This window comes from Deinococcus sonorensis KR-87, from assembly GCF_040256395.1.
In the GTDB taxonomy this organism is placed as follows: domain Bacteria; phylum Deinococcota; class Deinococci; order Deinococcales; family Deinococcaceae; genus Deinococcus; species Deinococcus sonorensis.
Genome location: NZ_CP158299.1, coordinates 2215906 through 2241324 on the forward strand (window position 1 = coordinate 2215906; position 25419 = coordinate 2241324).

Consider the following 25419-nt stretch of genomic DNA (forward strand, 5'->3'; position numbering starts at 1 on the left):
ATCCGAACTATACCCTTCTAAGAAAGCGCTGTCAAATTCTGCACAGCCAACCAGGACCCGTTCGATGGGTGGGGTCCTTGGGGGAGGGCGTGGCGGGCGTTTTGGGTGTCTATCATGGGGTGGGAGCGCCGTCAGAAACACGGCCCCATTGTTTCCTTCACTGGTGTGCGCTCCGCATTTCAGGCAACTTGACTGAGGTATACTCAGCATCCTTATGGCCACTGATGCCAAACAACGTCCGGTGTATGTGATCAGCGTGGCAGCAGAACTGGTGGACATGCATCCACAGACGCTGCGCCTGTATGAGCGCAAAGGGCTGATCCGGCCGGGACGCAGCAGCGGCAAGACCCGGCTGTACAGCGAGCGCGACATTGATCACCTGCGCGAGATCCGGCGACTGACCCAGGAACTCGGGGTGAATCTGGCCGGGGTGGAGGAGGTGATGCGCCTCCAGCATCAGCTGGACGATCTGCAGGAAGAGTTCGAGGCCGAGATCGCCCGCATCGAGGACCAGATCCGCGAGAAGACCCGGCCGATGGGCCTGCCCGCCCCGGACGCCCGGCTGGACCCCCGCGACCGGCCAGTGTATGTGATCAGCATCGCCGCAGAACTGGTGGACATGCACCCGCAGACGCTGCGCCTGTACGAGCGCAAGGGGCTGATCCGGCCGGGACGCAGCAGCGGCAAGACCCGGCTGTACAGCGAGCGCGACATTGATCACCTGCGCGAGATCCGGCGCTTCACCCAGGAACTCGGGGTGAATCTGGCGGGCGTGGAGGAAATCATGCGCCTGCGCTACGAACTGGAGGCGGCGCATTCCAGGATGGAGGGCCGCATCGTCAGCATCCAGCAGGACATCCAGAACCGCATGACCGCGTGGCGCGAGCTCCCCGCGCCGGACGCGGACGCTTCGGAATAACGCCGGGTGATGCCAGCGGTCGGCCGGTGGTTTCGGGGATTCCGAAGCCCTGTTCAGCGAGGAGTACCCTCCCGACAGCTGGTGGGGGCGGGTGTCGCCTGCGTTGACCGTGATGGCCGGGTGCTGCTGGTGCGCCGGCGGGACAATGGGTCGTGGGACGTGCCGGGTGGCCGGGTCAAGCCGGGCGAGTGCACTCAGGACGCAGCCCGCCGGGAACTGCAGGAGGAGACCGGCCTGCGGGTCGGGGAGTTGGTGCTGCTCGGGGTTGTGAGTGGTCCCGACGCCCGCTTCGTGTACCCGGACGGCAACGTGGTGGACTGGGTCACCGTGCTGTATGGAGCCGCCCAGGTTCAGGGTGAGGCGCGGGCTGCCGACGATGCAGCGGAGGTCGGCTGGGTTGCTCCGGAGGCGGTGCCGGGTTCTCTCAGCGCGGCTACACAGCAGTATCTCCACCTGATCCGGAGTCGGCCGCCCCCGGCAGGACCCCCTGAAGGGTGAGGATGCTTCATGCCATTCTCAGCTACAGTGATCTGCAGGACGAATGAATGGCTGACCTGTGGGTGGTGGGAGACGTGCACGGCGCGCTGGTGCCGCTCCGGACCCTGCTGCGGCGTGCACGGCTGGTGGACGAGCAGGACCGCTGGACCGGCGGCGACGCCCGACTGGTCTTCCTGGGCGACCTGACCGACCGGGGCCCCGACGGATTCGCGGTGCTGCGGTTGGTGCAGGCGCTGGAACGGCAGGCGGCCCAGGTGGGCGGCGAGGTGTACAGCCTGCTGGGTAATCACGAGGTGATGCTGCTGGCCGCGCTGCACTTTGGTGGACGCCGGGCGGCCGGCAACGACCCCTACGGCCTGTATGACTACTGGCGACAGAACGGTGGCCGTCGCCGCGACCTGGCCCGCATCGAGCCGACCGACGTGACGTGGCTGCAGGCGCGCCCGGCCATGCTGCAGCTGGACCACTGGCTGTTCGTGCACGCCGACGCCCCGCTCTATCAGCGGCTCGGCCAGAGTCTGGAGGCAGTGAACCAGCGGATGGCCGCCCTGCTGCATGCCCAGACGCCCGACATCTGGGGCGAGCTGCTGAATGCCTTTGCCGAGCGCTCGACCTTTGCGGGGCCGGACGGCCGCGAGCGGGCCCGGCAGCAGCTGGAACGCTACGGTGGCCGGCGCATCGCCCACGGACACACGCCAGTCTTCGTGCTGCGTGCGGACGAGCCGGGCGCCAGCCAGCATCCGCACAGCTACGCGGGCGGGCTGGTGCTGGGCCTGGACAGCGGCATGGCCTATCTGCGCGGCAGCGGCTTCATGGTGCGGCTGAACGAGCGTCCGGGACTGCTGGGCAGCGGGATTCTGGAGACGGTGTACCTGCAGGGCTAGCGGCGGCGGATGGCATACAATCGGCGGCATGACGCTGAATGACCATCTGGACACTGCCCAGGCCGACCAGGAACTGTTCGAGCTGCTGCGGATTCCGTCCGTGAGCGCCGACCCCACGCATCAGGCCGACATGGGCCGCGCCGCCGAGTTCCTGCGCGCCAAGCTGGACCGCCTGGGCTTCGAGGCGCGGGTGGACCCCACCGCCGGGCATCCGGTGGTGTACGCCGAGCGGCTGAAGGCCCCTGGCGCCCCCACCGTGCTGATCTACGGCCACTACGACGTGCAGCCGGAGGCGCCGCTGGAGATGTGGACCACCCCGCCCTTCGAGCCGACTGTGCGGAATGGGCGCATCTACGCGCGCGGCAGCACCGACGACAAGGGACAGGCGTACGCCCACGTGCGCGGCGCCGAGCTGCTGCTGAGCCAGGGTGAGCTGCCGGTCAACCTGAAGTTCCTGCTGGAAGGCGAGGAGGAAGTGGGCAGCCGGAATCTGGAGCCGTACATCCGAGAGCACCAGGACGAGCTGCAGGCCGACGTGATTGTGATCTCGGACGGCTCGCGCTTTGCGCCGGACGTGCCGACCGTCACCTACGGCCTGCGCGGGCTGAGCTACGTGGAGGTGCATGTGACCGGCGCCAACCGCGACCTGCACAGCGGCAGCTACGGCGGCGCGGCACCCAACCCGATCAATGCGCTTGCCAGCATCATCGCGCGGCTCAAAGACGAGCAGGGCCGCGTGACGGTGCCGGGCTTCTACGACGGGGTCGAGGAACTGACCGACCAGGAGCGCGAGATGTGGGCGCAGCTGCCGCACAATGACGCCGAGTTCGCCGCCAGCATCGGGGCGACCGCGCTGCCGGGCGAGGCCGGCTACAGCACGCTGGAGCGGCTGTGGGCGCGCCCGACCCTGGACGTAAACGGTATCTGGGGCGGCTACCAGGGCGAGGGCAGCAAGACCGTGATCGCCGGCAAGGCCGGGGCCAAGATCAGCATGCGGCTGGTGCCGGGCCAGGACCCGGAACGCATCACCGAGCTGGTCAAGCAGTACATTCCGACGCTGGCGCCAGAGGGCGCGCAGGTGGAGGTGGTGGGCCTGCACGGCGGCCAGCCGGTCAAGGTGGACCTGGACAGCCCGTACGTGCAGGCGGCCGGCGCGGCGCTGGAGCGCGTCTACGGCAAGCGGCCCGCCTATGCCCGCACCGGCGGCAGCATTCCGATCGTGGCGGCCTTCCGGTCCCTGCTGGGGGCGCCGGTGCTGCTGGTGGACATGGGCCTCAACGAGGACGCCCCGCACAGCCCCAACGAGAGCTTCGCGCTGTCGGACTATCACAACGGCATTCTGACCAGCGCCTATCTGCTGCAGGAGATCGGGCAGCTGAGGTGAGGCTGGGCTTCCTGTCATCGCATGGGGGCAGCGGGGCGCGGGCGGTGGTGCAGGCGGTCCGCAGCGGCGAACTGGACGCCGAGCCGGTGGTGCTGATCAGCAACAACAGCAGCTCCCAGGCGTTGGCGTTCGCGCGGCAGGAGGGGCTGCAGGCGCTGCACCTCAGCTCGGCCCATCATCCGGACCCCGCCGAACTGGACCGGGCGATCCTGTCGGCCCTGCAGCGTGCCGGCGTGGACGTGCTGGTGCTCAGCGGCTACATGAAGGAGCTGGGTCCGGCCACCCTGGCCGCCTATCACGGCCGGCTGGTCAACGTGCATCCCAGCCTGCTGCCGCGGTACGGCGGGCGCGGCATGTACGGCGACCGGGTGCATCAGGCGGTACTGGCTGCTGGAGACGCCGAGAGTGGGGCCACGGTGCATCAGGTGGAAGCGGGCATTGACGAGGGCCCCATCCTGCTGCAACAGCGGGTGCCGGTGCAGCCGGACGACACGCTTGAGACGCTGCGGGCGCGCGTGATGGCGGTGGAGGGGCCGCTGCTGGTGGCGGCGCTGCGGCAGCTGGGCCAGCAGCTCTAGCGCTCCGGCCAGCGCAGGGTAGAGCCGTCCTTCAGGGTGGCGGTCACGGCCGGGTTGTCCAGGTCGTGGCCGTCCACCGTGCAGCGGGCAAAGTGTTCAGGCATCGGGGGGAGCAGGCTTTCCTGGCCCGCCAGAGCGTCGCAGGGGCCGCTGGGGTCCTGGCCGGTGATCGCCACCACACCGGCCGCGATGATGACCTGCTGCAGATACTGGGCGTCCGGGTTGCTGACCTGTGCGGTGCGCGCGGCCAGCAGGCCCGGCAGCACGGCGGCCAGGAGCGCCACCCACAGCACCCCCAGGCCGAGGATCAGGGGCCAGGTCCCGCCTGCAGGGGCCAAGCCCGCTGAAGTCTGGCGATGGACGGCTGCCGTGTGCAGTTGCAGGGCCAACCAGACCAGGAGTGGCAGCGTCACGGCCAGCGCGGGCCGCTCGGGGAGCAGCCGAGTTGCCGCCAGCAGACTGAGCGTCTGCAGCAGCAGCCAGCAGGCGTGCCACCACGGCCGGTTCAGCAGCGTCAGGCCGCTGCCGGGGAGGGGCAGGTTCAGCAGCAGGGCAGACCACAGCGGTGGCCGGAGGACAGCGTCGGGCCTGGACGGGACGGCGGACATGCAGGCAGGATAGGCAATCTGTGTGCGGTCCGGGTCGGCCCAGGCCAGCCCCATCCGTCTTCAGGAAGGCTGAAGGTTGGACAAGGCGGCCGGGCCGGGGGTAGGGTCGGGCCTATGGACTACATCCGATTGGGACAGAGCGGCCTGAAGGTCTCGCGCATCGCACTGGGGTGTATGACCTACGGCGACCCGCAGTGGCGCGACTGGGTGCTGGACGAGGAGCACAGCCGGCCGTTCTTTCAGCGGGCGCTGGAGGCCGGCATCAATTTCTTCGATACCGCCGACGTGTACAGCCTGGGCGTCAGCGAGGAGATCACCGGCCGCGCCCTGCGTGACTTTGCCCGGCGCGATCAGGTAATCATCGCCAGCAAGGTCCACAGCCCCATGGGTGACGGACCCAACGACCGGGGCCTGAGCCGCAAGCACATCATGGACGCGGTGCAGGCCAGCCTGAAGCGCCTGGGCACCGACTACATCGACCTGTATCAGATTCACCGCTTTGACCCGCAGACGCCGGTGCTGGAGACCATGACCGCGCTGCACGATCTGGTGCGGCTGGGCATGGTGCGCTACATCGGGGCCAGCAGCATGTACGCCTACCAGTTCGCGAAGATGCAGCACACGGCCGACCTGCACGGCCTGACCCGCTTTATCAGCATGCAGAACCATTACAACCTGGTGTACCGAGAAGAGGAGCGCGAGATGCTGCCGCTGTGCCGGGAGGACGGCGTGGGCGTGATTCCCTGGAGCCCGCTGGCCCGCGGCTTTCTGGCCGGCAATCGCCGACAGGACGGCGGCCAGACCACCCGTGGCAAGAGTGACGGCTTCAGCCAGAGCATGTACCGCACCGAGAGCGATTATGCGGTGCAGCAGCGGGTGGCCGACGTGGCCGGGCGGCTGGGCGTGACACCGGCCCAGGTGGCCACCGCGTGGCTGCTGGCCCAGCCGGGCGTGAGCGCCCCGATCATCGGGGCCAGCAAGATGTCCCACCTGGACGATGCGGTGGCCGCGCTGGAAGTGCAGCTCTCCCCGGAGGACCTGCAGAGCCTGCAGGAGCCGTACAAGCCGCATCCGGTCCTGGGGTTCTGAGAGAGCTTGCACTTTATCGGCCTCACGCGCTAACCTGAGCCGCCCTGAACGGGGAGACCCAGGCCTGGAGAGGTGCCCGAGTGGTTGAAGGGGTACGCCTGGAAAGCGTATGTGCTGGCAACGGTACCGTGAGTTCGAATCTCATCCTCTCCGCCACAGCTGCCAAGAGCACGGCCCCGGACTGACTGCCGGGGCCGTTGGTCTGTTGCGCTTACTCGCCGGCCGGCGGGTCGCGGCGTTTGGTGCTGGTGACCCCAGCCAGGATGCCGATGCCCAGCAGAATGATGGCCCCGATGATCACATACGACTGGGGCCAGCCGAACGTGTTCCCGGCGAAGAACAGCGCGATGATAAGCACGACGATCCCGATCATGTAAATGGCGAAATTGGACATTGATGGCGCTCCTCTCCAGACACTGTGCCTGATGAGTGCAGCTTAAGAACGGCGAGGTGACGGAACCTGCAGAGTCCCTAAAGTGTTCTTGATTGTTGGGAGTGGTTGTTTGATGGTCCTCCCTCTGAACAAGAGCAGGTAAAGACCCCCTGGCAGGAGCGCTAAAACTCGCACGTTACACTTCTGGTATGTTGCCCCTTCTGAAGCAGGTGCTCGACAACTTCAACTTCGACGTTGACCCGGCTCAGAGCCCGGAGCAGAACGCAGAAGAGGTGATCCGCAGCGCCGCCCTGCTGTCCGGAGCCGTGGCGGTGGAGCCGCTGCCCTTCGCAGACCTGCTGCTGATCACGCCGGTCCAGATCAAGATGGTGCTGCATGTCGGCAAGATCTACGGCTTTGACATCACACCCGAGCGGGGCCGCGAGATCGTGCAGGAACTGGGCGCCACCGTCGCCTACGGCATGATGGCCCGTCAGGTGATGCGTGGGCTGGCCAAGCTGGCCCTGCCGGTGATCGGCGGCCTCATCACAGCCCCTGCCGTGTACGGCTGGACGTATGCGCTGGGCCGGGTGGCCCAGAATTATTTCGAGCGCAAGCGCGAAGGACAGCCGATCAGCCGCACAATCCAGGCGCAGGTGGTTCAGGACGCCCGCAAAAAGACCCGCAACATCCTGCCGAGCGCCGACGACTTCAGCCAGCTGGCCCGCGAACTGCGCCGCCGCGCTGAGCAGAAGGAAGGCAAGGACGGGCCGGGCAGTCACCTGAACTGAAGTTCAAGCGAGAGACGCATTATTGTGCCGCCGGCCGGGGTCTGACCCGTATACTCCAATCATGAGACTTATGAAAGTTTTAATGACGGCTGTAGTGGTATCAGCGCTGTCCAGTACGGCTAATGCAGCGCAATTTCGGGCCGGCGGGTCCTTAGGCCTCTTCTATCCAGGATTTGGAGAGGGCACACTCAGTCTCTCGGTGCAGGCACCAGCGAACAGCTCCGGTACGCTGCAGCTGCGGGGTGTTTTAAGTGGTGGGGTCATTGGAGGCTTCGGTCCCGTCGAGCCTTTCCTGCGTGTGGACACGGATCTGCTGAACACCAGCGATGGTTTTTACTTCGGTGGAGGGCTCGGAAGCGGGCTTTCATTTGAAGGTGATATTTACACCCTGTTATCTCCTCTGGTGCTGGCAAACGCTCACTTGATCGTGGGCAAGGACTTCGGCAGCTACTCGCTGGAGGGCATTGCCCGGCTCGGCTTCATCAGCGGCGTGGGCGTGCGAGCCAGCTTCCCGCTGCGCTGACCTCTTGACCCGTGCCTTCGCCTGCCGCATCCTGTAGGGGCGACGATCCGCAGGAGTACCTGCACACGCGCTGAGGAGCGAGCCTGGGACGGTGAGAGCCAGGACGGTGGCGGGCAGCGAAGGGCAGCGGGGAGCATGAGGTGAAGAAGGTGCCCGTATCCGGCGGATGGCCGGGCGGGAACTGGGGTGGAACCGCGTGGACAGGTCGTCCGCGTCCCCAGGCGAGTGATCGCCTGGGGCTTTTTTGGCTCCGGGCCGCTCGGAAAGGAGCCAGGATGTCGGCAAGCTCAATGGAAGAACTCGTCAGTCTGTGCAAGCGCAGGGGCTTTATTTTTCAGGGCTCCGAGATCTACGGGGGCCTGCAGGGCTTCTACGACTACGGCCCGCTGGGCGTGGAGCTGAAAAACAACATCAAGGCCGCGTGGTGGCGCAGCAACGTCTACGAGCGCGACGACATGGAGGGCCTGGACGCCAGCATCATCATGCACCGGCAGGTGCTGCGGCACAGCGGCCACGAGGCGACCTTCTCTGACCCGATGGTCGATAACAAGAAGACCAACAAGCGCTACCGGCTGGATCATCTGGTCAAGGACCAGAAGGACGCCGTGCAGGCGCAGGTGGCTGAGCAGATGGGCGAGAGTACGGACAACTTCCCAGCCCTGGTCGCGGCCCTGGTGCGGCAGCCGGCGCGGGCCAGCGCGGCGCTGATTGCGGCAGGGGTGCGCGACCCCTTCTCCGGCGAGGTGGGTGACTGGACTGAGCCCAAGCCGTTCAACATGATGTTCAAGACGACCATCGGCCCGACCGCCGACGAGGACAGCTACGGCTACCTGCGCCCCGAGACTGCTCAGGGCATCTTCACCAACTTCAAGAACGTGGTGGACAGCACTTCGCGGCGGCTGCCGTTCGGCATTGCTCAGATCGGCAAGGCCTTCCGCAACGAGATCACCCCGCGCAACTTCATCTTCCGGGTCCGTGAGCTGGAGCAGATGGAGATCGAGTTCTTCTGCGTACCCGGCACCGATGAGGAGTGGCACGAGCACTGGCTGGAGCGCCGGCTCAGCTGGTGGGAGGCGCAGGGAGTGCCGCGCAGCCGCATCCAGATTCTGGACGTGCCGAAGGAAGATCTGGCGCACTATAGCAAGCGCACCTACGACCTGATGTACGACTATCCCACGCTGGGCCACGAGGAGATCGAGGGCATCGCCAACCGCACCGACTATGACCTCGGCTCGCACACCAAGGCGCAGGCCGAACTGGGGCTGGTGGCCAGCGTGGAGGAAAACCTCGACAGCATCGCCAAGCTGACCATTCCGCACCCCGAGACCAACAAGCCGGTCGTGCCGTTCGTGATTGAGCCGTCGGCGGGCGTGGACCGGGCCCTGCTGGCGGTGCTGAGCGAGGCGTTCACCAAGGAGACGCTGGAGAACGGCAGCGAGCGCATCGTGCTGAAGCTGAAGCCGCATCTCGCCCCGATCAAGGTGGCGGTCATTCCGCTGGCCCGCAACCGCGAGGAGATCACGTCGGTGGCGCGCGCCATCAAGGCGGATCTGCAGCGGCTGGGCCTGGGTCGGGTGCTGTACGAGGACAGCGGCAACATCGGCAAGGCCTACCGCCGCCACGACGAGGTGGGCACGCCCTACTGCGTTACGGTGGACTTCGACACCATCGGTCAGAGTGCCGAGGGCTCGGACGGCGGCCTGAAGGACACCGTCACGGTGCGCGACCGTGACACGCTGGCCCAGGAGCGCGTGAAGATCAGCGAGCTGGCGGACTGGATTCGCAGCCGGCTGGCGTAAGCGCCGCGTTGTGGGCGGGGGAACAGTCCGGGCGGCTGTTCCCCGCTTGTTTCCCTGCCCGTGCCATGATGCGCCCATGACCGCTTTACGGGGACGCTCGGCCGTGGTGGTGGGATCCGGGCCGAACGGGCTGGCGGCAGCGATCCGGCTGGCCCAGGCCGGCTGGCGGGTGGAGGTGCATGAGGCGGCGGGCCGGGTGGGCGGCGCCCTGGGCAGCGCCCCGCTGACGCTGCCGGGCTTTGTCCACGATGTGGGCTCGGCCATCCATCCGCTGGCGGCCGCCAGTCCCTACCTGCGCACCCTGCCGCTCCACGCCTACGGGCTGGAGTGGGTGCAGCCGCCGGTGGCGCTGGCCCACCCGCTGCCGGGCGGGGCCGCGCTGCTGCATCGCTCGCTGGAACAGACGGCCGACGGGCTGGGCGTAGACGGTCAAGCCTACCTGCGGCTGATGCGCCCGCTGGTGCAGGCGTGGCCCGACCTGCTGGACGACAGTCTGCGCCCGCTGCTGCGGATACCACGGCATCCGTTCACACTGGCCCGCTTTGGCCTGCGCGGTGTGCCACCGGCCTCGCTGCTGGCGCGGACGCTGTTCCGCACGCCTCAGGCCCGGGCGCTGCTGGGCGGACTCGCGGCCCACTCCGGCCTGCCGCTCGGCACTCCGCTCAGCAGTTCATTCGGGCTGATGCTGGCGGTGGCCGGGCATGCGGTCGGCTGGCCGTTTCCGCGGGGTGGGGCGCAGCAACTGGCTGAGGCGATGGCGGGCCTGCTGCGCCATCTGGGCGGTGAAATAAGGCTGAACACGCCGGTGTCCAGTCTGCGGGAGTTGCCGCGTGCAGACGCGGTGCTGCTGGATACGTCGTTGCCCACCTTTCTGCGGCTGGCAAGCGACCGCGTGCCCCAGGCGTATGCGGCGCAGCTTCGGCGCGTGCGGCCCGGCCCCGGTGCCTACAAGCTGGATTACGCGCTGTCCGGCCCCCTGCCCTGGGCCGACGCGCGGGTCGGGCAGGCCGGCACGGTGCACCTGGGCGGCACCCTGCCGGAACTGGAGCTGGCCGAGCGCGCACCCCATCACGGGCAGGCGCCGGCCCGGCCGTTTGTGCTGCTGGCCCAGCACACGCTCTTCGACTCCAGCCGGGCGCCGGACACCCAGCACACGGTCTGGGCCTACATGCACGTTCCGAATGGGTACCGGGGCGACGCGTCGGCACAGCTGGAAGCGCAGATCGAGCGCGCGGCCCCGGGCTTCCGGGACCGGGTCCTCGCCCGGCGCGTCACCACCCCTCAGCAGCTGCAGCAGGCGAATGCCAACCTGACCGGGGGCGACGTGGGCGGGGGAGCCAACGACCTGTGGCAGCTGCTGGCCCGCCCGGTGCTGAGCCCGGTGCCGTACCGCACGCCGTTGCCGGGGGTGTACCTGTGCAGCGCCAGCACCCCGCCCGGAGGCGGCGTTCACGGCATGGGCGGGTACTGGGCCGCCCACGCCGCCCTGCAGGACGCGGCCCGGCGCTGACGCGTCAGGCGTCGCGGCGCAGCTGGCCGCACTGCCACCACGCCAGCGCGAACAGCACGGCGCAGGCCACGAACACGGTGCGGTAGCCGAGCTGGTCCGCGATCAGGCCGCCCAGCACCGGTGCGAACAGCGCCAGCCCCACCAGCGTGTTGAGCGTGCCGATGTAGCGGCTGCGGGCCTCGGGCGGCGCGATGTTCAGCAGGTGGTTGGTGTGTCCCAGGTTGAAGCCCTGCGCCGCCACGCTGCCCGCCACGAACACCAGCAGGTAGGCGCCGGTGGCCCCCGGCCCCAGGTGCCCGATCAGCAGCGCCAGCAATGGGGCCAGCAGAGAGCAGACCGACGAGTAGCGGATGATGCGGCGCGACCCCTTCAGGTCCGCCACCCGCCGCCACAGTACGTTGGACAGCGGCGCGGCCCCAGCCAGCGCCATCAGGAATACACCGAGCTGGCTGCCCGGCACGTGCAGTTCGCGCAGCGCGTACACCGCGTAGAAGGGGTCAGCCATGCTGGCGAAGGCCAACGTCAGCCGCACCAGCAGGAAGGCCCGGAAGTACGGGTCGGCGCGGATGGTCAGCGGCACGCTCCGCAGTTCCTGCCGGAAGTCGGAGGCGGGCAGCACCGGGTCGGCCGGTTCCTGCACCCGCCCGAACACCCCGTAGCCCACGGTGTAGGCGGCGGTGGCCAGCGCGAACACCAGCGCGTAGTTCAGCGGGAACGGAAGCTCCGACGCCAGAATCTGGCGGACCAGCAGTCCCGCCCCGAAAGCCAGCAGGCCGCCGCCCAGGTTGCGGATGCTGAAGAAGGCGGCCCGGCGGTGCGCCGGCACCACCTTGCTGCACACCTCCAGAAACGGCAGCCCCGACACCCCGGACGCCAGCGCATTGACCACCATCGCCAGGGTGAACAGCGTCAGGCACAGCAGCGGCGTGTGCGACAGCAGCGCGGCGACCAGCACCATGCTGACGTAGCTGCCGGCCCGCACGAACGCCGCCGAGCGGTAGATCGGGAGCTTGTACGGCATCGAGCGCACCCGGGCGGCCACCAGCATCTGCGGCAGCATCCAGCCGCCCTGCGCGATGGCCGGCAGCAGTCCGATCACCAGATTGGGTGCGCCCAGCCGCGCCGCGAAGCCGGCCAGCACCACCGTCACGCTCAAAAAGCCGTCGCCGAGCTGCACCAGCCAGCCGTTCCAGATGCCCAGCCGGGCGTTGCGGTCCCAGCCGCGCTGTTGCTCCGGGAGGTGGTCGGGCAGGGCGGCAGACAACGGTTCAGGCACCGGGGCATTATGCGCCGTGCCTGTCGGGGGTGGCTGAGAAGGGGGCGCCGTTACAGCGGGGCGAACGGCGAGGACGGGGCCGCGCTGAACAGGCGTTCGTGGTACTGGCTGGCCTGCGCGTCGGTCATGCTGCTCACGAAGTCGCACACCACCCGCGCCCGCGCCGCCTCGTCGGCACTTGCGGCCAGGGCAGCGCGGGTCTCCAGCGGCAGCACCGCTGCGCGCACGTCGTCCAGGTCACCGAGCGCGGTTTCCAGCAGCAGACTGAACAGGTCAGTGACGATGGTCACGGCCTGCCGCGCATACACCCCGGTGCGCTGCTCGCGTAGGATCAGCTCCTGGGTGATGGCCTTCAGCACCACGCACTCGGCCGCCAGGTCCGGCGGCACCACCAGCCGGAAGTCAAAGGCGCTCTGCGGGCTGGTCGGTGCTTCGATACGGGTGGCGGTTACGAAGGCGTGGACGTAGCGGCCCACCACCTCGCGTACCCGGGCGGTGCCGGGGGCCAGGCTGTGTCCGTCGTCCAGTCGGGCCGCCAGTCCAGCCAGCACCGGGCGCACGTCTCCGGCGTCCAGCCCGGGCAGTGCCCGTCGCGCCCGGGCCGTCACCCGCTCCAGCGCCTCGCCGCTGCCCAGGTCGCGGTGGTTCAGGAGGCGGGTGGCCAGCCCGTCCTCCAGGTCGTGCAGGCTGTAGGCGATGTCGTCGGCCCAGTCCATGATCTGACAGATGATGCTGCGGCCTTCCCGGTACTCCGGGTGCCCGGCGTACAGCCAGCCCTGATCGTCCTGGGCGTCGTCGGCGTACAGCGCCGGGTGGCCGTGCCGGCCGCCCGGGTACTTCAGCACCCCCAGCAGCGTGGCGCGGGTGACGTTCGCGCCGGGATGCCGGGTGGTCAGGCCCTCCAGCCGGGTCAGGATGCGGTAGGTCTGGGCATTGCCCTCGAAGCCGCCGTACGGCTGCATGCAGCGGTTGAGTGCGTCCTCGCCGTTGTGCCCGAAGGGCGGATGGCCCAGGTCGTGGGCGAGGGCGGCGGCCTCGGCCAGGCTGCCCGGCAGGCCGTGGTTGCTGGCGATGGCCCGCGCGATCTGCGCCACCTCCATCGCGTGCGTGACGCGGGTGCGCAGGTACCCGCTCCAGCCGGCCGCGAAGATCTGACTCTTGCCCTGCAACCGACGGAACGCGCCGCTGTGGATGATGCGCGCGCGGTCGCGTTCGTAGGGGTCACGCAGATCACCCTCCGCGCCGCTGGCCTCGCTGGGATAGCGGCGGGAGGTGTCGAGCGGGTTGAGCCAGTCGTAGAGAACGGCCGCGGTCATCGCAACGCCTGCGGCGTCTCGGCGAGCGTCTGCCTCTGCTCCGGCAGGCGCATGGTGTCCAGCCAGCCGGCGTGAACAGCCGGGCTGGCCAGCAGCAGCAGTTCGTCGCCCGGTTGTAGCGGCAGCTCCGGCCGGGCCAGCAGCACCTGACCCTGGCGCACCACCCCCATCAGTTCCAGCCCGGCGGGCAGGCTCAGGATGCCGGCGCGGGCGCCCTGCCAGCTGCGGGGCAGCGGCTCGCGGTACAGCTGCCGGGCCGGGTCCGCGCTGGCCCGCGACGCGGCAGGTTTCTGGTCCGGCTCGGGAGCGCGCGCCGCCCCAGGCCGGGCCAACGGACTGATCAGGACGCTGTGGATCCGGCTGGCGCCCCGGTCACGCACCTGGGCGGCCACCAGGCTGGCCTCGCCGCTCAGCGCGTGGGCCAGCCCGCTGGCGGCCAGCACGGCGGGCAAGAGCGTTTCCCCGCCCCAGGTCACGGTCAGCAGTGCCGCGGCCACCGGCGCGTTCAGCGTCACGCTCAGGAAGGCGGCCGCTCCCACCAGGGCCGCCACCGGCAGGTCCAGGTTGAGGCCCAGCAGCGAGGTGAGCGCCACCCCCAGCAGCCCGCCGGTGGACGCCGACACCAGCACCCCGCCGCCGAAGGCCAGCCGGGCGCCCAGCGCCATCAGCAGCCAGCGCCAGGCGGCCATCCCGCTGGCTTCCGGCCCCAGGAAGCCGCTGAGCGCCAGCTGCAGCCAGCCGCTGCCGCTGCCCAGCACGGCGGGCGTGCCGCGCAGCGCGAGCGCGGCCGTCAGCAGCCCGAAGCCGCCGGCCAGCAGCAGGCGGGGCCACCCCACCGTCAGGCTGGCCGGGAGCACCCGCACCACCTGGGTCAGCAGCCACGCCACGCCCGTCACGATGCCGGCCAGCAGCAAGGACACCAGCAGCTGACCGGCGCTCACGCTGAGCGTGCCGGGCAGCGCGAACAGCGGATCGAAGCCCCACAGCAGCCCATACACGGCCGCCGCGCACACCGAGGCCAGCACGCACGGCATCAGCAGCTCGAACTCGAACTCGAAGCGCCGGTAGAGCGTCTCGGTCATCAGGACCGCGCTCGCCAGCGGCGCATGCAGCACCAGACCGAGCGCCGCCGCCACCGAGGCGAGCGTCAGGGTCCGGCGGGTCACCGCGTCGAGCCGCGACAGCCGGCCCAGCAGCAGCGCCGACAGGCTGCCGAGCGCCGTGAAGGTGCTGTCGCGCCCCACCAGCAGCTGGGCGGCGTGGCCCACCAGGGTGGCCAGCAGCGTCTGCAGCTGCACCAGCGGGCCAGGCCATTCGCCGCGCGCGTGATAGCCGGCCACCACCTGGTCCAGCGGGTCACCGCGCTCGCCGGGAATCAGCCAGGCGTACAGCACCGCCGCCAGCGGCAGCAGCAGCAGGCCCCACGGCGCGGCGTCCCCGAAGGCCATCAGCAGACCGCCCTCGCCCGCCACGCCCGGCGGGCGGTAGCCGATCAGGCTGGCCGCCTGCGTCACGCTCCAGTCCAGCACGTATCGCCAGCCGCTGCCCAGCAGGCCCACCAGCCCGCCCGCCACCAGGCTGTACAGCACCAGCCGTCCGGTCTCGATGCGGCTGAGCAGGGTGCGGGTCAGCGGCGTGGGAGGCAGGGGAGAGCGCACGCCGCCAGTGTAGGGGATTTTGGCGGCCGGCTCAGCCGGGCAGAATGCCCAGCTGACGCAGCGCCTCATCCAGCTGACGCTCCAGCGCCTCCTGGCTGCCGCTGTTGTCCAGCACGGCGCTGGCCCGCGCCCGCTTCTCGGCCGGGCTCAGCTGGGCGGCGTCGCGGGCCTGAAACGCCTCGGCACTCAGCCCGCTGCGGGCCTGCACCCGCTGCTGGCGCACCTCGGCGGGGGCGTCCACCACCAGCACGTGATCCATCTGGGCGTCCAGCCCACCCTCGAACAGCAGCGGCACGTCCTGCACCACCCACACCTCGCCCCGACCCGCCGCCGCCTGCTCCTGGGCCGCCATCCGTGCCCGGACCCGGGGATGCAGGATGCGGTTGAGCACCTCGCGCCGTGGCGGGTCGGAGAACACCAGCGCGGCCAGCGCCGGGCGATCCAGCGCCCCGTCCTGCACGTACTGTGGCCCCAGCTGGGCCGTGACCTCGGCCAGCACGTCCGGGTCGTGGCCCAGCGCCCGCGCCTCGGCGTCGGCGTCCAGCACCGTCAGGCCACGGGCGCGCAGCAGCGCGGCCACGGTGCTCTTGCCGGCCCCGATCGAGCCGGTCAGGCCCAGCCTGCGGGGCCTCGCAGCAGTCTCACTCATGCGGCGAGTGTAACGGGTCAGCCGTTCATCATCCGGCGGCGCCACACTGGTCGAAGGCTTCATGCCACTTGGCAACACCGATTGAGCGGATTTTGTATCATCTCACAGATGTTCCTGACAGGGTGAGCGGCCCGGCAGGGCAGCCTGTGACCCGGAGGTCTTCGAGTGAAACGACGTATGCTCAGCCTGCTGCTCACGGCGACCATGTTCGGCCCGGTGCTGGCCCAGACCCAGGCGGCCCAGTCGCAGGCTGCCCCGGTACAGACACCGTCCACACCGGCCCGGCAGGCGCCGGTCGCCAACTATGTGGCGCTGGGCGTGTTCTATTACGACCGAGCCAACTACGACAATGCCTACGTGGCCTTCCGCGCCGCCGCCGAACAGGACCCGGCCAGCCGGGAAGCGCTGCTGGGGCTGGGCCGCACCCAGATCAAGCTGCGGCTGTACGGGCCGGCGCTGGAGAGCCTGCGCCGGCTGGTGACGCTGGACCCGCGCGGCATCAGCGGATACGTGGCGCTGGCACAGGCGTATCAGGCCCAGTACGTGGGCACCAGCGACCGCAGCGGCGTGCAGGGCAACCTGGATCAGGCGCTGCGGGTGCTCGCCAGCGCCGAGACGGCGGCGCGGGCGGCAGGCGGCCCGGACCTGAACGTCAACCTCTCCAAGATCCTGAACGAGCGCGGCTACGTCAACCGGCTGCGCGGCGATAACAAAGCGGCCATCGACAGCTTCAAGCAGGCCTCGTCGCTCAACCCGGACAACGCGGTGATTCTGTACAACCTCGGCGACATGTACTTCGCCACCGGCAACCTGACCGGCGCGGTGGACAGCCTGCAGCGCGCCGTGATCGCCGACCCGCGCGACGGCTTCAGCCGCGCCTACTATGCCAAGCTGCTGGCCGTGAGCGGCAACATCGCCGCCGCGATCCCCGAGGCGGCGCAGGCGGCCAAGCTCAGCCCCAACAATGCCTACACGGTGGGCCAATACGGCGTGGTGAGCTATCTGGCCAAGGACAACGTGACGGCACGTAAACAGCTGCAGGCGGCCATCCAGCTGGAGCCGCTGCGCTACCCGGAGTTCTACTTCTACCTGGGGCGGCTGGAACTGGATCAGGGACAGCTGAAAGAGGCACGCGCCGACCTGACCCGGGCGTCCGCGCTGGCCAGCACCAGCTGGGAATACCTGTACTACCTGGGCCTGTCGTATGAGCGCGGGGCAGGCAGCGCGGCCCCCGACCGGCTGAAGGCGCGCGAGAGCTACCAGAAGGCGCTGTCGCTGAACCCCAGCTACCGGCTGGCGCTGGACGCCCTGACCCGCGTGAAGTAAAGCTCGGCGGCACGCTCAAGCCTGGATGAAGCGCGGTTGTGGGTTGCCATCCGGTGCTGTGGCGTCAGGCCCTCAGACTGGAGGCATGACCTCCACATCCTCCTTGCAGGCGGCGCTGTCCCAGCTGGACCCCGCCAAGCTGGAACAGTTGAGCCGCACCATCGACCTGCCCGCGCTGCTGAACGCAGCGGCTGGCCTGCCGGAAGGGCAACTGCGCCAGCTGGCTGGCGCCGTCATGGCGCCGCAGAAGCCGGCCAAGGCGCTGCCGGAACCGAACGGCGACTTCTTCGGACTCCTGAACACCCTGACGCCCGCCCAGCGCGAGGTGGCGGCCGCGGCGCGCCGCTTCATGGAGACGGAGGTGGCGCCGATCATGAACGACCACTGGTCGCGCGACGAGTTCCCGCAGCAGCTGATTCCCCGGCTGCGCGAGTTGAACCTGCTGCGGCGCATCTGGAACGAGGACGGCAGCCGCACCCCCGACGCCAGCGTGGTGGAGGGCCTGCTGACCCAGGAGTTCTGCCGCGTGGACGTGAGCACCGCCGTGTTCTTCGGGGTGCATGCCGGGCTGGCGGCGGCTAGCATCGCGCTGGGCGGCAGCGACGCGCAGAAACGCGAGTGGCTGCCGAAGGTGCTGGACTTGCAGGTGATCGGGGCCTTCGGGCTGACCGAGCCGGAGGGCGGCAGTCAGGTGAGCCGCGGCCTGCACACCACCGCCCGCCGCGACGGCGACGCTTGGGTGCTGAACGGCCGGAAGAAGTGGATCGGCAACAGCACCTTCAGCGACTTCACGGTGATCTGGGCGCGTGACGTGGCCGACGATCAGGTCAAGGGCTTCCTGGTGCGGCGCGGCACGCCCGGGTACACGGTGGAGAAGATACAGGGCAAGATCGCGCTGCGGATGGTGGAGAACGGCGAGATCACCCTCACGGACTGCCGGGTGCCGGACACCGACCGGCTGCAGAACGCGCCAAACTTCCGCACCACTGCCGACGTGCTGCGCCTGACGCGCGCCGGGGTGGCGTGGCAGGGGGTGGGCTGCGCGATGGGCGCTTACGAACTGGCCCTGCGCTACGCCCAGACGCGCCAGCAGTTCGGCAAGCCGATCGGGTCGTTTCAGCTGGTCCAGAACAATCTGGTGCACATGCTGGCCAACGTCACGGCGATGCAGACGCTGTGTCTGCGCCTGTCACAGATGGAGGACGCGGGCCAGATGCGCGACGAGCACGCGGCCCTGGCCAAGGTGATGACCGCCGCCCGCTGCCGCGAGACGGTGGCGCTGGCCCGCGAGACCTTCGGGGGCAACGGCATCCTGCTGGAGCACGGGGTGGCCAAGCACTTCTGTGACACCGAGGCGATCTACAGCTACGAAGGCACCAACGAGATCAACACCCTGGTGGTGGGACGCGCGGTCACGGGCCTGAGCGCCTTCGTGTGAGCGGCCGGGGCCGGGCGGCCTACTGGTCGCTCGACCCCGAGCGCCGGACACCCACCTCGTACACCGCCTGCCACGGCTTGTAGTTGGTGACGGTCCTGTCGGTGCGCACGCCGCTGGCATCCTTGATGGTGCGGGTGATGTACAGGTTGTAGCCGTCGGCGGCCCAGTCCACCTGCCGGGTCACGCCTGCGGGCAGCGCCGGATTTTGCACGTATTTGGCCCTCGGGTGCGGGGTATGGCCGGTGATGACCGCCCGGGAAACACTGACCTTGCGCGTCTGCGGGAGGCCCCAGACCTGAACGCTCAGGCTGGACTTCGCGTTGTTGTTGAGGGTGCGGATCAGCAGCGGGCCGCCGGTGTCATTTTGCAGGCGCAGGTCCTTGCCGGGGTCATAGACGGCCGCCTCGAACCCCACCTGCGGCTCGTAGTAGCCGACGCGGTAGCTATGCTGGTTGCGCTCCACGACCGGTAGGCCCGCCTGATACAGCGCCCGGAAGGTGGTGGTGCTGACCTGACAGACCCCGCCGCCCAGCCCGTCCACCGTCCGGCCCCCGGAAATGATCAGCCCGCCCACGAAGCCGTTGTCCTCGGAGATGCTGCCCAGGGCGTTCAGGAACGAAAAGGTGCCGCCCGGAGCCACCACCGTGCCGTCGATCTTGCTGGCGGCGTTCGCCACGTTGGTGCGGCGCTGCACGCTGGAGTGGTAGTAGGTGCTGGTGCCGGTGGCGATCAGCGTCAGCTTGTGCGGGTCCGGCAGCGACGCGACCGTCAGGGTTGGCTGGCTGGTCTGGACCGGCAGCGTCACGCTGCGCTGGGCCGGGTCCAGCACCGCCTCGGTCAGCGGCCGGGCCGCCTGCGCCTGGTTCAGCACCACGCCGCTCTGCTCCGGCACGCGGGTCAGCTTGCCGCCCTGCAGGGCGTAGCGGGCGTCGTGGGCCGGCTGGTCCAGGGTGTTGGCGATGCGCGCCAGGCTGCTCTTCACGGCGTCCTGGTCCAGTTCGATGCCGGCGGGGCGCACCCAGTACAGGTTGGCAACCTGCAGGGCGGTCAGGGTGGCGGTGCGGTCGGTGCCGGCCAGCGTGATCTGCATCGGCCGCACCAGCGCGTTGCCCTGCTCCACCACGTCGCGCAGGCTGGCCGCGCTGTACTGCGGCTCCACCGGGAGCACCGTCAGGGTCAGCGTGCGCAGCTGCGGCTGCTGGCTGAACTGCTGGGCGGCGCCCGCCACGTTCACCTGCTGCCCGCGCTGGTCCGGCGTGACCGCGTAGCGGGTGCGGTCGAAGATGATCTTGGCGTTGCGGGCCGGGCGGGTCAGGCTGCTGCTCAGCGTCGTGAGGCCCTTGACGGCTTGCGCCTGATCCACCCGCTCCATCAGCGGCAGTGGCTGCACCTTGGCCTGACCCAGGAATGCCTCTACCCGGTCCAGCACGCCCCGCTCACCGCTGGCGCGCAGCACTGCGTCCACCGTCGCTTCCAGGTCGGTCTTCCAGCCGAGCGTGCTGGCCGGCACCGTCCAGCGGTTGCCCACAGCCACCACCTGCACCTGCGGGACGGTCGCCGGCTGGGCCTGGAGTTTCGCGAGCGCCTGCTCCCGGCTGAGCCCGCCCAGGTCCAGGCCGTTGACCTGCAACCCCGGGGCGATGGTGCCGCCCCCGCTGCTGATCGCCAGGGCCAGGGCGCCGCACAGCACCGCGCCGCCCAGGCCCAGACCGAGGACAGGAAGAACGTGGCGCCGTGCAGTGGACAGGGTGCGTTCAGAAGGCATCTGCCTGACAGTCTAGCGGCTTGCGCCTGAACAGGATGAAGTGCTCTTCACGCTTGCGGCCGCCGGGTGACAGCGGCTTCATCCTTAAAGACCAGCGCAAGGGAAGGGCAAGCGCGGCTGAGCCAAGTAAATGCATCCGCCGCGCCAGGCTCTCTACAGTGACCGCAATGGAGGCCGCATGACCAGACTGAACGGCAAGGGCTCAGGTGGGGGCAACACTGTCCTGATCGTGGTGGTGGTGCTGATCATCCTCTTCCTGCTGGCGTATTTCCTGTACCTCAAGCCGCAGGGCCTGTTGAATCTCGGATTTTGAAGTCACCACACGTGAGCCCGGAACGCGGGCGGAGGCATGCATGCTCAAGGCCAGAGAACTGATCGGCAGTAAAATCGTGGCGCTGGAAAGTGGAGAGCGGGTGGAGAGCGTCCACGACCTGGTGTTCGACGAGCAAGGCAATCAGCTGCTGGCGCTGCTGGTGGACGAGGGCGGCTGGTTCCGGGGCGCGCGGGTGGTGCCGTTTCAGGACATTCGCAGCTTCGGTGAGGACGCCATCATGATCGGCTCGGTCGGCTCGGTGGTCAACGCCCAGGACGACGGCGTGGTTTCGGACGCGCTGCACAGCAAGAAGAGTCTGGTGGGCCTGAACCTGCTGACCACCGACGGCAAGGACCTGGGCCGCATCGCCGACGTGTTCTTCGACGAGACGAGCGGGCACGTGGTGGGCTACGAGGCGACCGGCGGGCTCTTCAGCGACCTGAGCGCCGGGCGCACCTTCGTGCCGGCGCCCGACAGCATCACCATCGGTGTGGAGGCGGCCATCGTCCCGGTGACGGTGGCGGCGGCCATGGAGGAGCAGCCGGCCGGCGGCCTACAGGGTGCCTTCCAGAGCGCCGGAGAGAGCCTGTCCGGCGCGGCGGGTTCGGTGGCCGAGGGCGTCCGCAGCGCGGCCGGCACCGTCTCCGAGAACGTGCGGAGTGCAGCCGACAGCGTGAGTGACGCCGCCCGCGAGCGGCAGAAGGCCTTCGTGGTCGGCAAGGTGGCGTCGCGTGACGTGGCCGCCGAGTCCGGCAGTGTGCTGGTGCACAGCGGCGAGACCATCACAGCGCTGCACGCCCAGCAGGCCGAGCAGCTGGGGCTGCTGGGCGCCCTGACCGTGGCGGCGGGCGGCGGCGCGCTGCAGGAGGCCTACAGCAGCGCCCGCGAGCAGACGCAGCAGGGCGTCAGCACTGCACGTACCACCATCGTGGAGCACTACGAGAACCTGGCGGATGCGTCCGCCGAGCGCCAGCGTGAATTTGTGATCGGCCGGATGGCCGGCGCGGACGTCGTGACGCCGGATGGCCTGGTGGTGGCGCGGCGCGGCGAGGTCATCGGCGACGCCCAGGCGCTGCTGGCCCAGGACCACGGCATGCTGGCCACCCTGGTGGCGGCGGCCACCAGCGGTCAGGTGCAGCAGAGCACCCAGGTGATCCGGGCGCAGGTTCAGGAGGCGGGGGAGTCGGTCCGTGAACACTTCCAGCCGAGCCCGGCCCGCCTGATCGGACGCCGGGTGCTGCACGACGTGTACGGCCCGCAGCGCAGTTTCATCGCGGCGCAGGGCCAGATCGTGACCGAGGCCGTGCTGAACCGGGCGCGCTTCCAGGGCCGCGAGGCCGAACTGGAAGCGGCGGTGGAAGGCAACGCGGCGCCGACCAGCGGGTCGTCGCTGCAGGACGGGGTGCAGGTGGCCGGCGACCGGTTGGCGGCCGGCGCGCAGACGGTGCGTGAGGGCGCGACCGGCCTGCTGGACCGGGCGCGCAGCTGGATCAGCGAAACCCGCGACCGGGTCAGCGAGGACGCTGAGGAACATCAGATTCTCGAGGCGCTGGGCCGCCCGGTGAACCGGGTGGTGCTGGACCGTCAGGACAACATCATCCTGAATGCCGGCGAGATCGTGACCCACAAGGCGGTGGAGCAGGCGCGGGCCGCCGGACTGCTGGACCTGCTGCTCAGCAGCGTCAGCACCGAGACGGTGATGGCCCAGACGCCGGTGGTGCCGGTGATGCCCACCGAGCCGGGCAGCGCGGCCCTGACGCCGGAAGCCCCGGTCACGCCGGCCCAGCCGTCCGTGGTGCACCCGGCGGCCGGCGACCCCAAGCCCGGCGAGACCCGCTGAGCGGTCCCGCCCCGGAAGGGGCACTGGGACACTTGCGCTTCAGACGAACTTGCTAGACTGCTGCGTGCCTTCACGTCGGCAGCCGACCCCCACCCACACGCCGCCCCCCGCTCCAGCCGCGCCAGCACTGACGCGGCTGGAGGTGCGTCGTCTGGCGACCATCGAGACGCTGGACCTGGACCTGCCCGGCGGGTTTCTGGCCTTCACCGGCGAGACCGGCGCGGGCAAGAGCATCATCGTGGACGCGCTGGGCCTGCTGCTGGGCGGGCGCGGCGGCTCGGACCTGATCCGCAGCGGCACCGACGACCTGCTGGTGACGGCTTTTTTCGGGGAGCAGGAGCAGAGCGCGTCGCGCCGCATCACGGTGCAGGGCCGCAGCACTGCCCGGCTGGACGGCGAGGTGGTGGCGGTGCGCGAACTCGGCGAGTGGACCGGCGAACGCCTGACCATCCACTGGCAGCATAGCGCCCAGAGCCTGCTGAGCCCCGCCCACCAGCGCGACCTGCTGGACCGGCAGCTTCCGGACGAACTGGCCGCCTACATCCAGGCGTACCGGGCGTGGCAGCAGGCCACCTCGCGGCTGGAGACGCTGCGCCGCAACGAGCGTGAGCGGGCCAGACAGCTGGACCTGCTGGAATTTCAGGCCAAGGAGATCGGGGACGCCGCGCCGCAGGCCGGGGAAGAGGAGCCGCTCCAGGCGGAACTGGGCCGCCTCTCCAATCTGGAAAGCATCGCGGCGGGCGCCGCCGGAGCGCTGGAGCTGCTCAGCGAGGGCGAGATCAACGCGGCCGGTCTGATCGCCGAGGCGGTGCGCTCCCTGAACAGCGGGGCGAAATACGACGAGACCTCCGCGCAGCTGCAGACCGAACTCCGGACCGCGCTGGAGGCGGTGCAGGCGGTGGTGGGTGAGCTGCGGAGTCTGGCCGAGGACAGCGCCCCGGACCCGGAGGAACTGGAACGGGTGGAGACGCGGCTGAGCCTGCTGGCCCGCCTGCGCACCAAGTACGGCCCAGAGCTGGACGACGTGCTGGAATTTCAGGCTCGGGTGGAGCAGGAACTGAGCGCGCTGAACCGCGACGAGCAGGATGCCGGCACCCTGGACGCCGAGGTGGAGCGGCTGCTGCAGGTGGTGCGCCAGCACGGGGAGCGGCTGGGGCGTGCCCGGGCCGTTCATGCCGGCCCGCTGGCGGCGCGGCTGGTGTCGGTGGTGCGCGAGCTGGGCATGCCGCATGCCCGGATGGAGTTTCAGCTGGAGCCGCTGGCCGAGCCGGGGCCGCATGGCCTGCAGGACGTGCGGCTGGTGTTCAGCGCCAACCCCGGCGAGGCGCTGGGCAGTCTGTCAGAGGTGGCCTCCGGAGGCGAGCTGTCGCGCGTGATGCTGGCGATCAGCACGGTGCTGGGGGCTGGCACCCCGGCGGTGGTGTTCGACGAGGTGGACGCCGGGATCGGCGGGGCAGCGGCCCTGGCGGTGGCCGAGCAGCTGTACACGCTGGCGCGCGACCGTCAGGTGCTGGTGGTGACGCACCTGGCGCAGATTGCGGCCAGGGCCGACCACCACTTCAAGGTGGAGAAGGTGCTGCAGGGTGGACGCACCCACACCAGCGTGCGGCCGCTGTCGGCCCAGGAGCGGCTGCACGAGATTGCCCGGATGCTGAGCGGCAACACCTCCGAGGCGGCGCTGCAGCACGCCGGTGAGCTGCTGGGGCTCTCCGGCTGAGCGCGGCCCTTTCAGGTTGTGTAAAGGGCGGTTCAGTCATGGGTCAGATGCACCCCATAAGATGCACGTCATGAAGACGAAACTTGGCGTGGGCCTCATTTTGGGCCTGGCCCTGCTCAGCGGGTGCAGCATGCAGAACCCATCCAATCTGTCGGTGCACGAGGCGCTGCTGTACGGGAGCAGCCAGGAACGCATCGTCTGGATCTACGGGAACGTCAGCGGCGGCAGCAGCGCGGTGAAGCTGGGGGCCGTCCAGGTGGAGCTCAAGGCCCAGCTGGCCGACGACGCGCTGGCGCTGCCCGGCACCCTCAGCATTGATGGCCGCGCCACCTACCGGGGCGTCACCCAGCCGCTGGGCGCGCAGCTGAGCGTGACGCGCAGCGCCCAGAACGGCACCTACACCATCCAGGCGGGCGGCAACCTGGGCGGCGTCTACCTGACGGACGGAACGGGCTGGTTTCGCCTGAGCGGAGCCATCAGCGCCGGGCAGACGGTGCTGGCCACGCCGCAGCGCACCACCAGCCTGCGCGGCGCAGGCAGCCTCACCGACGCCGAGGCCGACGCGCTGGGCAGCCAGCTGCTTGGCAAGGGGGTGCTGGTGGTGGCGGTGCTGCCGGACAGCGTCCTGCCGGACGCGCCGCTGGCGGTGGAGCCGGCGCCGACCGCTGAGCGTCACCTGCTCACCGGGCTGTACGTGCAGTCCGGCGTGGTCACCTCCAGCGCGGCCACCGCCCCGGCCACGACCCCGGTCAGCTCGGCGGCCCGGCAGGTGGCCGGGGGCAACAACGCCGCCAGCGACGTGGGCCAGCTGATCGTTGCGCGCGACGCCTCGGCGCTGGCCAGCCTGTGGTCGGTGGCCTACGGCCTGCAGACCACCCGTCCGCCGCTGCCGACCCTCAGCGCCGGGCACAGCGTGGTGGGGGTGTTCCTGGGGCAGCGGCCCACCGGTGGGTACGGGCTGTCGCTGAACTCGGCGCGCATCTCGGGCGGGGTACTGGAGCTGACCGTCAACGTGACCACGCCTGCCGCCGGCGCCATCACCACCCAGGCGCTCACCAGCCCCTGGATCGCGGTGGACGTGGCCGGCAGCTTCACCAGCGTTTCGGTGCGCGACACCTCCGGCAAAGCGCTGACCCTGCGCTGAAGACGGGCAAACAGGTGCGGG

The 25419-nt window shown here is 69.7% G+C and carries 23 protein-coding genes and 1 tRNA gene; 17 read left to right on the top strand and 7 right to left on the bottom strand.

The genetic code is table 11. From position 1 onward, the window contains the following. Positions 1 to 214: 214 nt before the first annotated feature. The 5 genes from hspR to purN all read left to right on the top strand — a co-directional run bounded on the left by hspR (position 215) and on the right by purN (position 4263). Complete coding sequence (gene hspR / locus ABOD76_RS16165) at positions 215 to 919, top strand: heat shock protein transcriptional repressor HspR, fused homodimer type (RefSeq protein WP_350242989.1); 705 nt, start codon at positions 215 to 217, stop codon at positions 917 to 919. Positions 920 to 1000: 81 nt separating this feature from the next. After that, positions 1001 to 1417, top strand: coding sequence for an NUDIX domain-containing protein (locus ABOD76_RS16170; RefSeq protein ID WP_350242990.1), 417 nt, complete (start codon positions 1001 to 1003; stop codon positions 1415 to 1417). A gap of 47 nt (positions 1418 to 1464) precedes the next feature. Continuing rightward, positions 1465 to 2301 (top strand): metallophosphoesterase, encoded by an 837-nt coding sequence (locus ABOD76_RS16175; RefSeq protein WP_350242991.1) that lies wholly within the window; start codon positions 1465 to 1467, stop codon positions 2299 to 2301. Positions 2302 to 2329: 28 nt separating this feature from the next. Then, a complete protein-coding gene (locus tag ABOD76_RS16180) occupies positions 2330 to 3685 on the top strand; it encodes a dipeptidase (protein WP_350242992.1) in 1356 nt (451 codons plus the stop codon). Beyond that, positions 3682 to 4263 (top strand): phosphoribosylglycinamide formyltransferase, encoded by a 582-nt coding sequence (purN, locus tag ABOD76_RS16185; RefSeq protein WP_350242993.1) that lies wholly within the window; start codon positions 3682 to 3684, stop codon positions 4261 to 4263. The genes ABOD76_RS16180 and purN overlap by 4 nt, the downstream gene beginning before the upstream one ends. On the opposite strand, the gene ABOD76_RS16190 is transcribed toward purN, so the two are convergent. Beyond that, positions 4260 to 4871, bottom strand: coding sequence for a hypothetical protein (locus ABOD76_RS16190; RefSeq protein ID WP_350242994.1), 612 nt, complete (start codon positions 4869 to 4871; stop codon positions 4260 to 4262). The genes purN and ABOD76_RS16190 overlap by 4 nt on opposite strands. A gap of 114 nt (positions 4872 to 4985) precedes the next feature. Here ABOD76_RS16190 and ABOD76_RS16195 point away from each other — a divergent pair, with 114 nt between their 5' ends. Both ABOD76_RS16195 and ABOD76_RS16200 read left to right on the top strand, forming a co-directional pair. Continuing rightward, the gene (locus ABOD76_RS16195; protein WP_350242995.1) at positions 4986 to 5960 is read left to right on the top strand and encodes an aldo/keto reductase; all 975 of its coding nucleotides are present in this window, start codon (positions 4986 to 4988) and stop codon (positions 5958 to 5960) included. Positions 5961 to 6026: 66 nt separating this feature from the next. Next, positions 6027 to 6116: transfer RNA gene (locus tag ABOD76_RS16200), tRNA-Ser, on the top strand. A gap of 55 nt (positions 6117 to 6171) precedes the next feature. On the opposite strand, the gene ABOD76_RS16205 is transcribed toward ABOD76_RS16200, so the two are convergent. After that, complete coding sequence (locus ABOD76_RS16205; protein WP_350242996.1) at positions 6172 to 6354, bottom strand: hypothetical protein; 183 nt, start codon at positions 6352 to 6354, stop codon at positions 6172 to 6174. A 188-nt stretch (positions 6355 to 6542) separates the two neighbouring features. Between ABOD76_RS16205 and ABOD76_RS16210 the strand changes: the two genes are divergently transcribed. The 4 genes from ABOD76_RS16210 to ABOD76_RS16225 all read left to right on the top strand — a co-directional run bounded on the left by ABOD76_RS16210 (position 6543) and on the right by ABOD76_RS16225 (position 10956). Beyond that, positions 6543 to 7124 carry a YcjF family protein gene (locus ABOD76_RS16210; RefSeq protein WP_350242997.1) on the top strand — a complete coding sequence of 194 codons (582 nt, stop codon included), beginning with the start codon at positions 6543 to 6545 and terminating at the stop codon, positions 7122 to 7124. Between the two features lie 61 nt (positions 7125 to 7185). Further along, on the top strand, positions 7186 to 7647 hold the full coding sequence (locus ABOD76_RS16215; RefSeq protein ID WP_350242998.1) for a hypothetical protein: 462 nt from the start codon (positions 7186 to 7188) through the stop codon (positions 7645 to 7647). A gap of 275 nt (positions 7648 to 7922) precedes the next feature. After that, positions 7923 to 9446, top strand: a complete 1524-nt coding sequence (locus tag ABOD76_RS16220) for a glycine--tRNA ligase (RefSeq protein ID WP_350242999.1) — start codon at positions 7923 to 7925, stop codon at positions 9444 to 9446. Positions 9447 to 9522: 76 nt separating this feature from the next. Continuing rightward, positions 9523 to 10956, top strand: coding sequence for a phytoene desaturase family protein (locus ABOD76_RS16225; protein ID WP_350243000.1), 1434 nt, complete (start codon positions 9523 to 9525; stop codon positions 10954 to 10956). Between the two features lie 4 nt (positions 10957 to 10960). On the opposite strand, the gene ABOD76_RS16230 is transcribed toward ABOD76_RS16225, so the two are convergent. The 4 genes from ABOD76_RS16230 to coaE are packed head-to-tail and all read right to left on the bottom strand — an operon-like array spanning position 10961 to position 15855. Next, positions 10961 to 12232 carry an MFS transporter gene (locus ABOD76_RS16230; RefSeq protein WP_350243001.1) on the bottom strand — a complete coding sequence of 424 codons (1272 nt, stop codon included), beginning with the start codon at positions 12230 to 12232 and terminating at the stop codon, positions 10961 to 10963. Between the two features lie 50 nt (positions 12233 to 12282). Then, positions 12283 to 13548 carry a dGTP triphosphohydrolase gene (gene dgt, locus ABOD76_RS16235; RefSeq protein ID WP_350243002.1) on the bottom strand — a complete coding sequence of 422 codons (1266 nt, stop codon included), beginning with the start codon at positions 13546 to 13548 and terminating at the stop codon, positions 12283 to 12285. Beyond that, the gene (locus ABOD76_RS16240; RefSeq protein ID WP_350243003.1) at positions 13545 to 15206 is read right to left on the bottom strand and encodes a chloride channel protein; all 1662 of its coding nucleotides are present in this window, start codon (positions 15204 to 15206) and stop codon (positions 13545 to 13547) included. The genes dgt and ABOD76_RS16240 overlap by 4 nt, the downstream gene beginning before the upstream one ends. A gap of 31 nt (positions 15207 to 15237) precedes the next feature. Beyond that, positions 15238 to 15855 (bottom strand): dephospho-CoA kinase, encoded by a 618-nt coding sequence (gene coaE / locus ABOD76_RS16245; RefSeq protein ID WP_350243004.1) that lies wholly within the window; start codon positions 15853 to 15855, stop codon positions 15238 to 15240. 165 nt (positions 15856 to 16020) lie between these two features. Between coaE and ABOD76_RS16250 the strand changes: the two genes are divergently transcribed. Further along, complete coding sequence (locus ABOD76_RS16250) at positions 16021 to 17181, top strand: tetratricopeptide repeat protein (protein WP_350243005.1); 1161 nt, start codon at positions 16021 to 16023, stop codon at positions 17179 to 17181. An 85-nt stretch (positions 17182 to 17266) separates the two neighbouring features. After that, positions 17267 to 18619, top strand: coding sequence for an acyl-CoA dehydrogenase family protein (locus tag ABOD76_RS16255; RefSeq protein ID WP_350243006.1), 1353 nt, complete (start codon positions 17267 to 17269; stop codon positions 18617 to 18619). 19 nt (positions 18620 to 18638) lie between these two features. On the opposite strand, the gene ABOD76_RS16260 is transcribed toward ABOD76_RS16255, so the two are convergent. After that, positions 18639 to 20384 carry a VanW family protein gene (locus ABOD76_RS16260; RefSeq protein WP_350243007.1) on the bottom strand — a complete coding sequence of 582 codons (1746 nt, stop codon included), beginning with the start codon at positions 20382 to 20384 and terminating at the stop codon, positions 18639 to 18641. A gap of 178 nt (positions 20385 to 20562) precedes the next feature. On the opposite strand from ABOD76_RS16260, the gene ABOD76_RS16265 reads away from it, so the two are divergent. From ABOD76_RS16265 to ABOD76_RS16280, 4 genes are all read left to right on the top strand, one after another. Beyond that, on the top strand, positions 20563 to 20697 hold the full coding sequence (locus ABOD76_RS16265; protein ID WP_350243008.1) for a hypothetical protein: 135 nt from the start codon (positions 20563 to 20565) through the stop codon (positions 20695 to 20697). Positions 20698 to 20737: 40 nt separating this feature from the next. Beyond that, on the top strand, positions 20738 to 22537 hold the full coding sequence (locus ABOD76_RS16270; RefSeq protein WP_350243009.1) for a PRC-barrel domain-containing protein: 1800 nt from the start codon (positions 20738 to 20740) through the stop codon (positions 22535 to 22537). A gap of 64 nt (positions 22538 to 22601) precedes the next feature. Further along, positions 22602 to 24254 carry a DNA repair protein RecN gene (gene recN / locus ABOD76_RS16275; RefSeq protein ID WP_350243010.1) on the top strand — a complete coding sequence of 551 codons (1653 nt, stop codon included), beginning with the start codon at positions 22602 to 22604 and terminating at the stop codon, positions 24252 to 24254. Between the two features lie 70 nt (positions 24255 to 24324). Then, positions 24325 to 25398, top strand: a complete 1074-nt coding sequence (locus ABOD76_RS16280) for a protease complex subunit PrcB family protein (protein ID WP_350243011.1) — start codon at positions 24325 to 24327, stop codon at positions 25396 to 25398. Positions 25399 to 25419 lie beyond the last annotated feature (21 nt).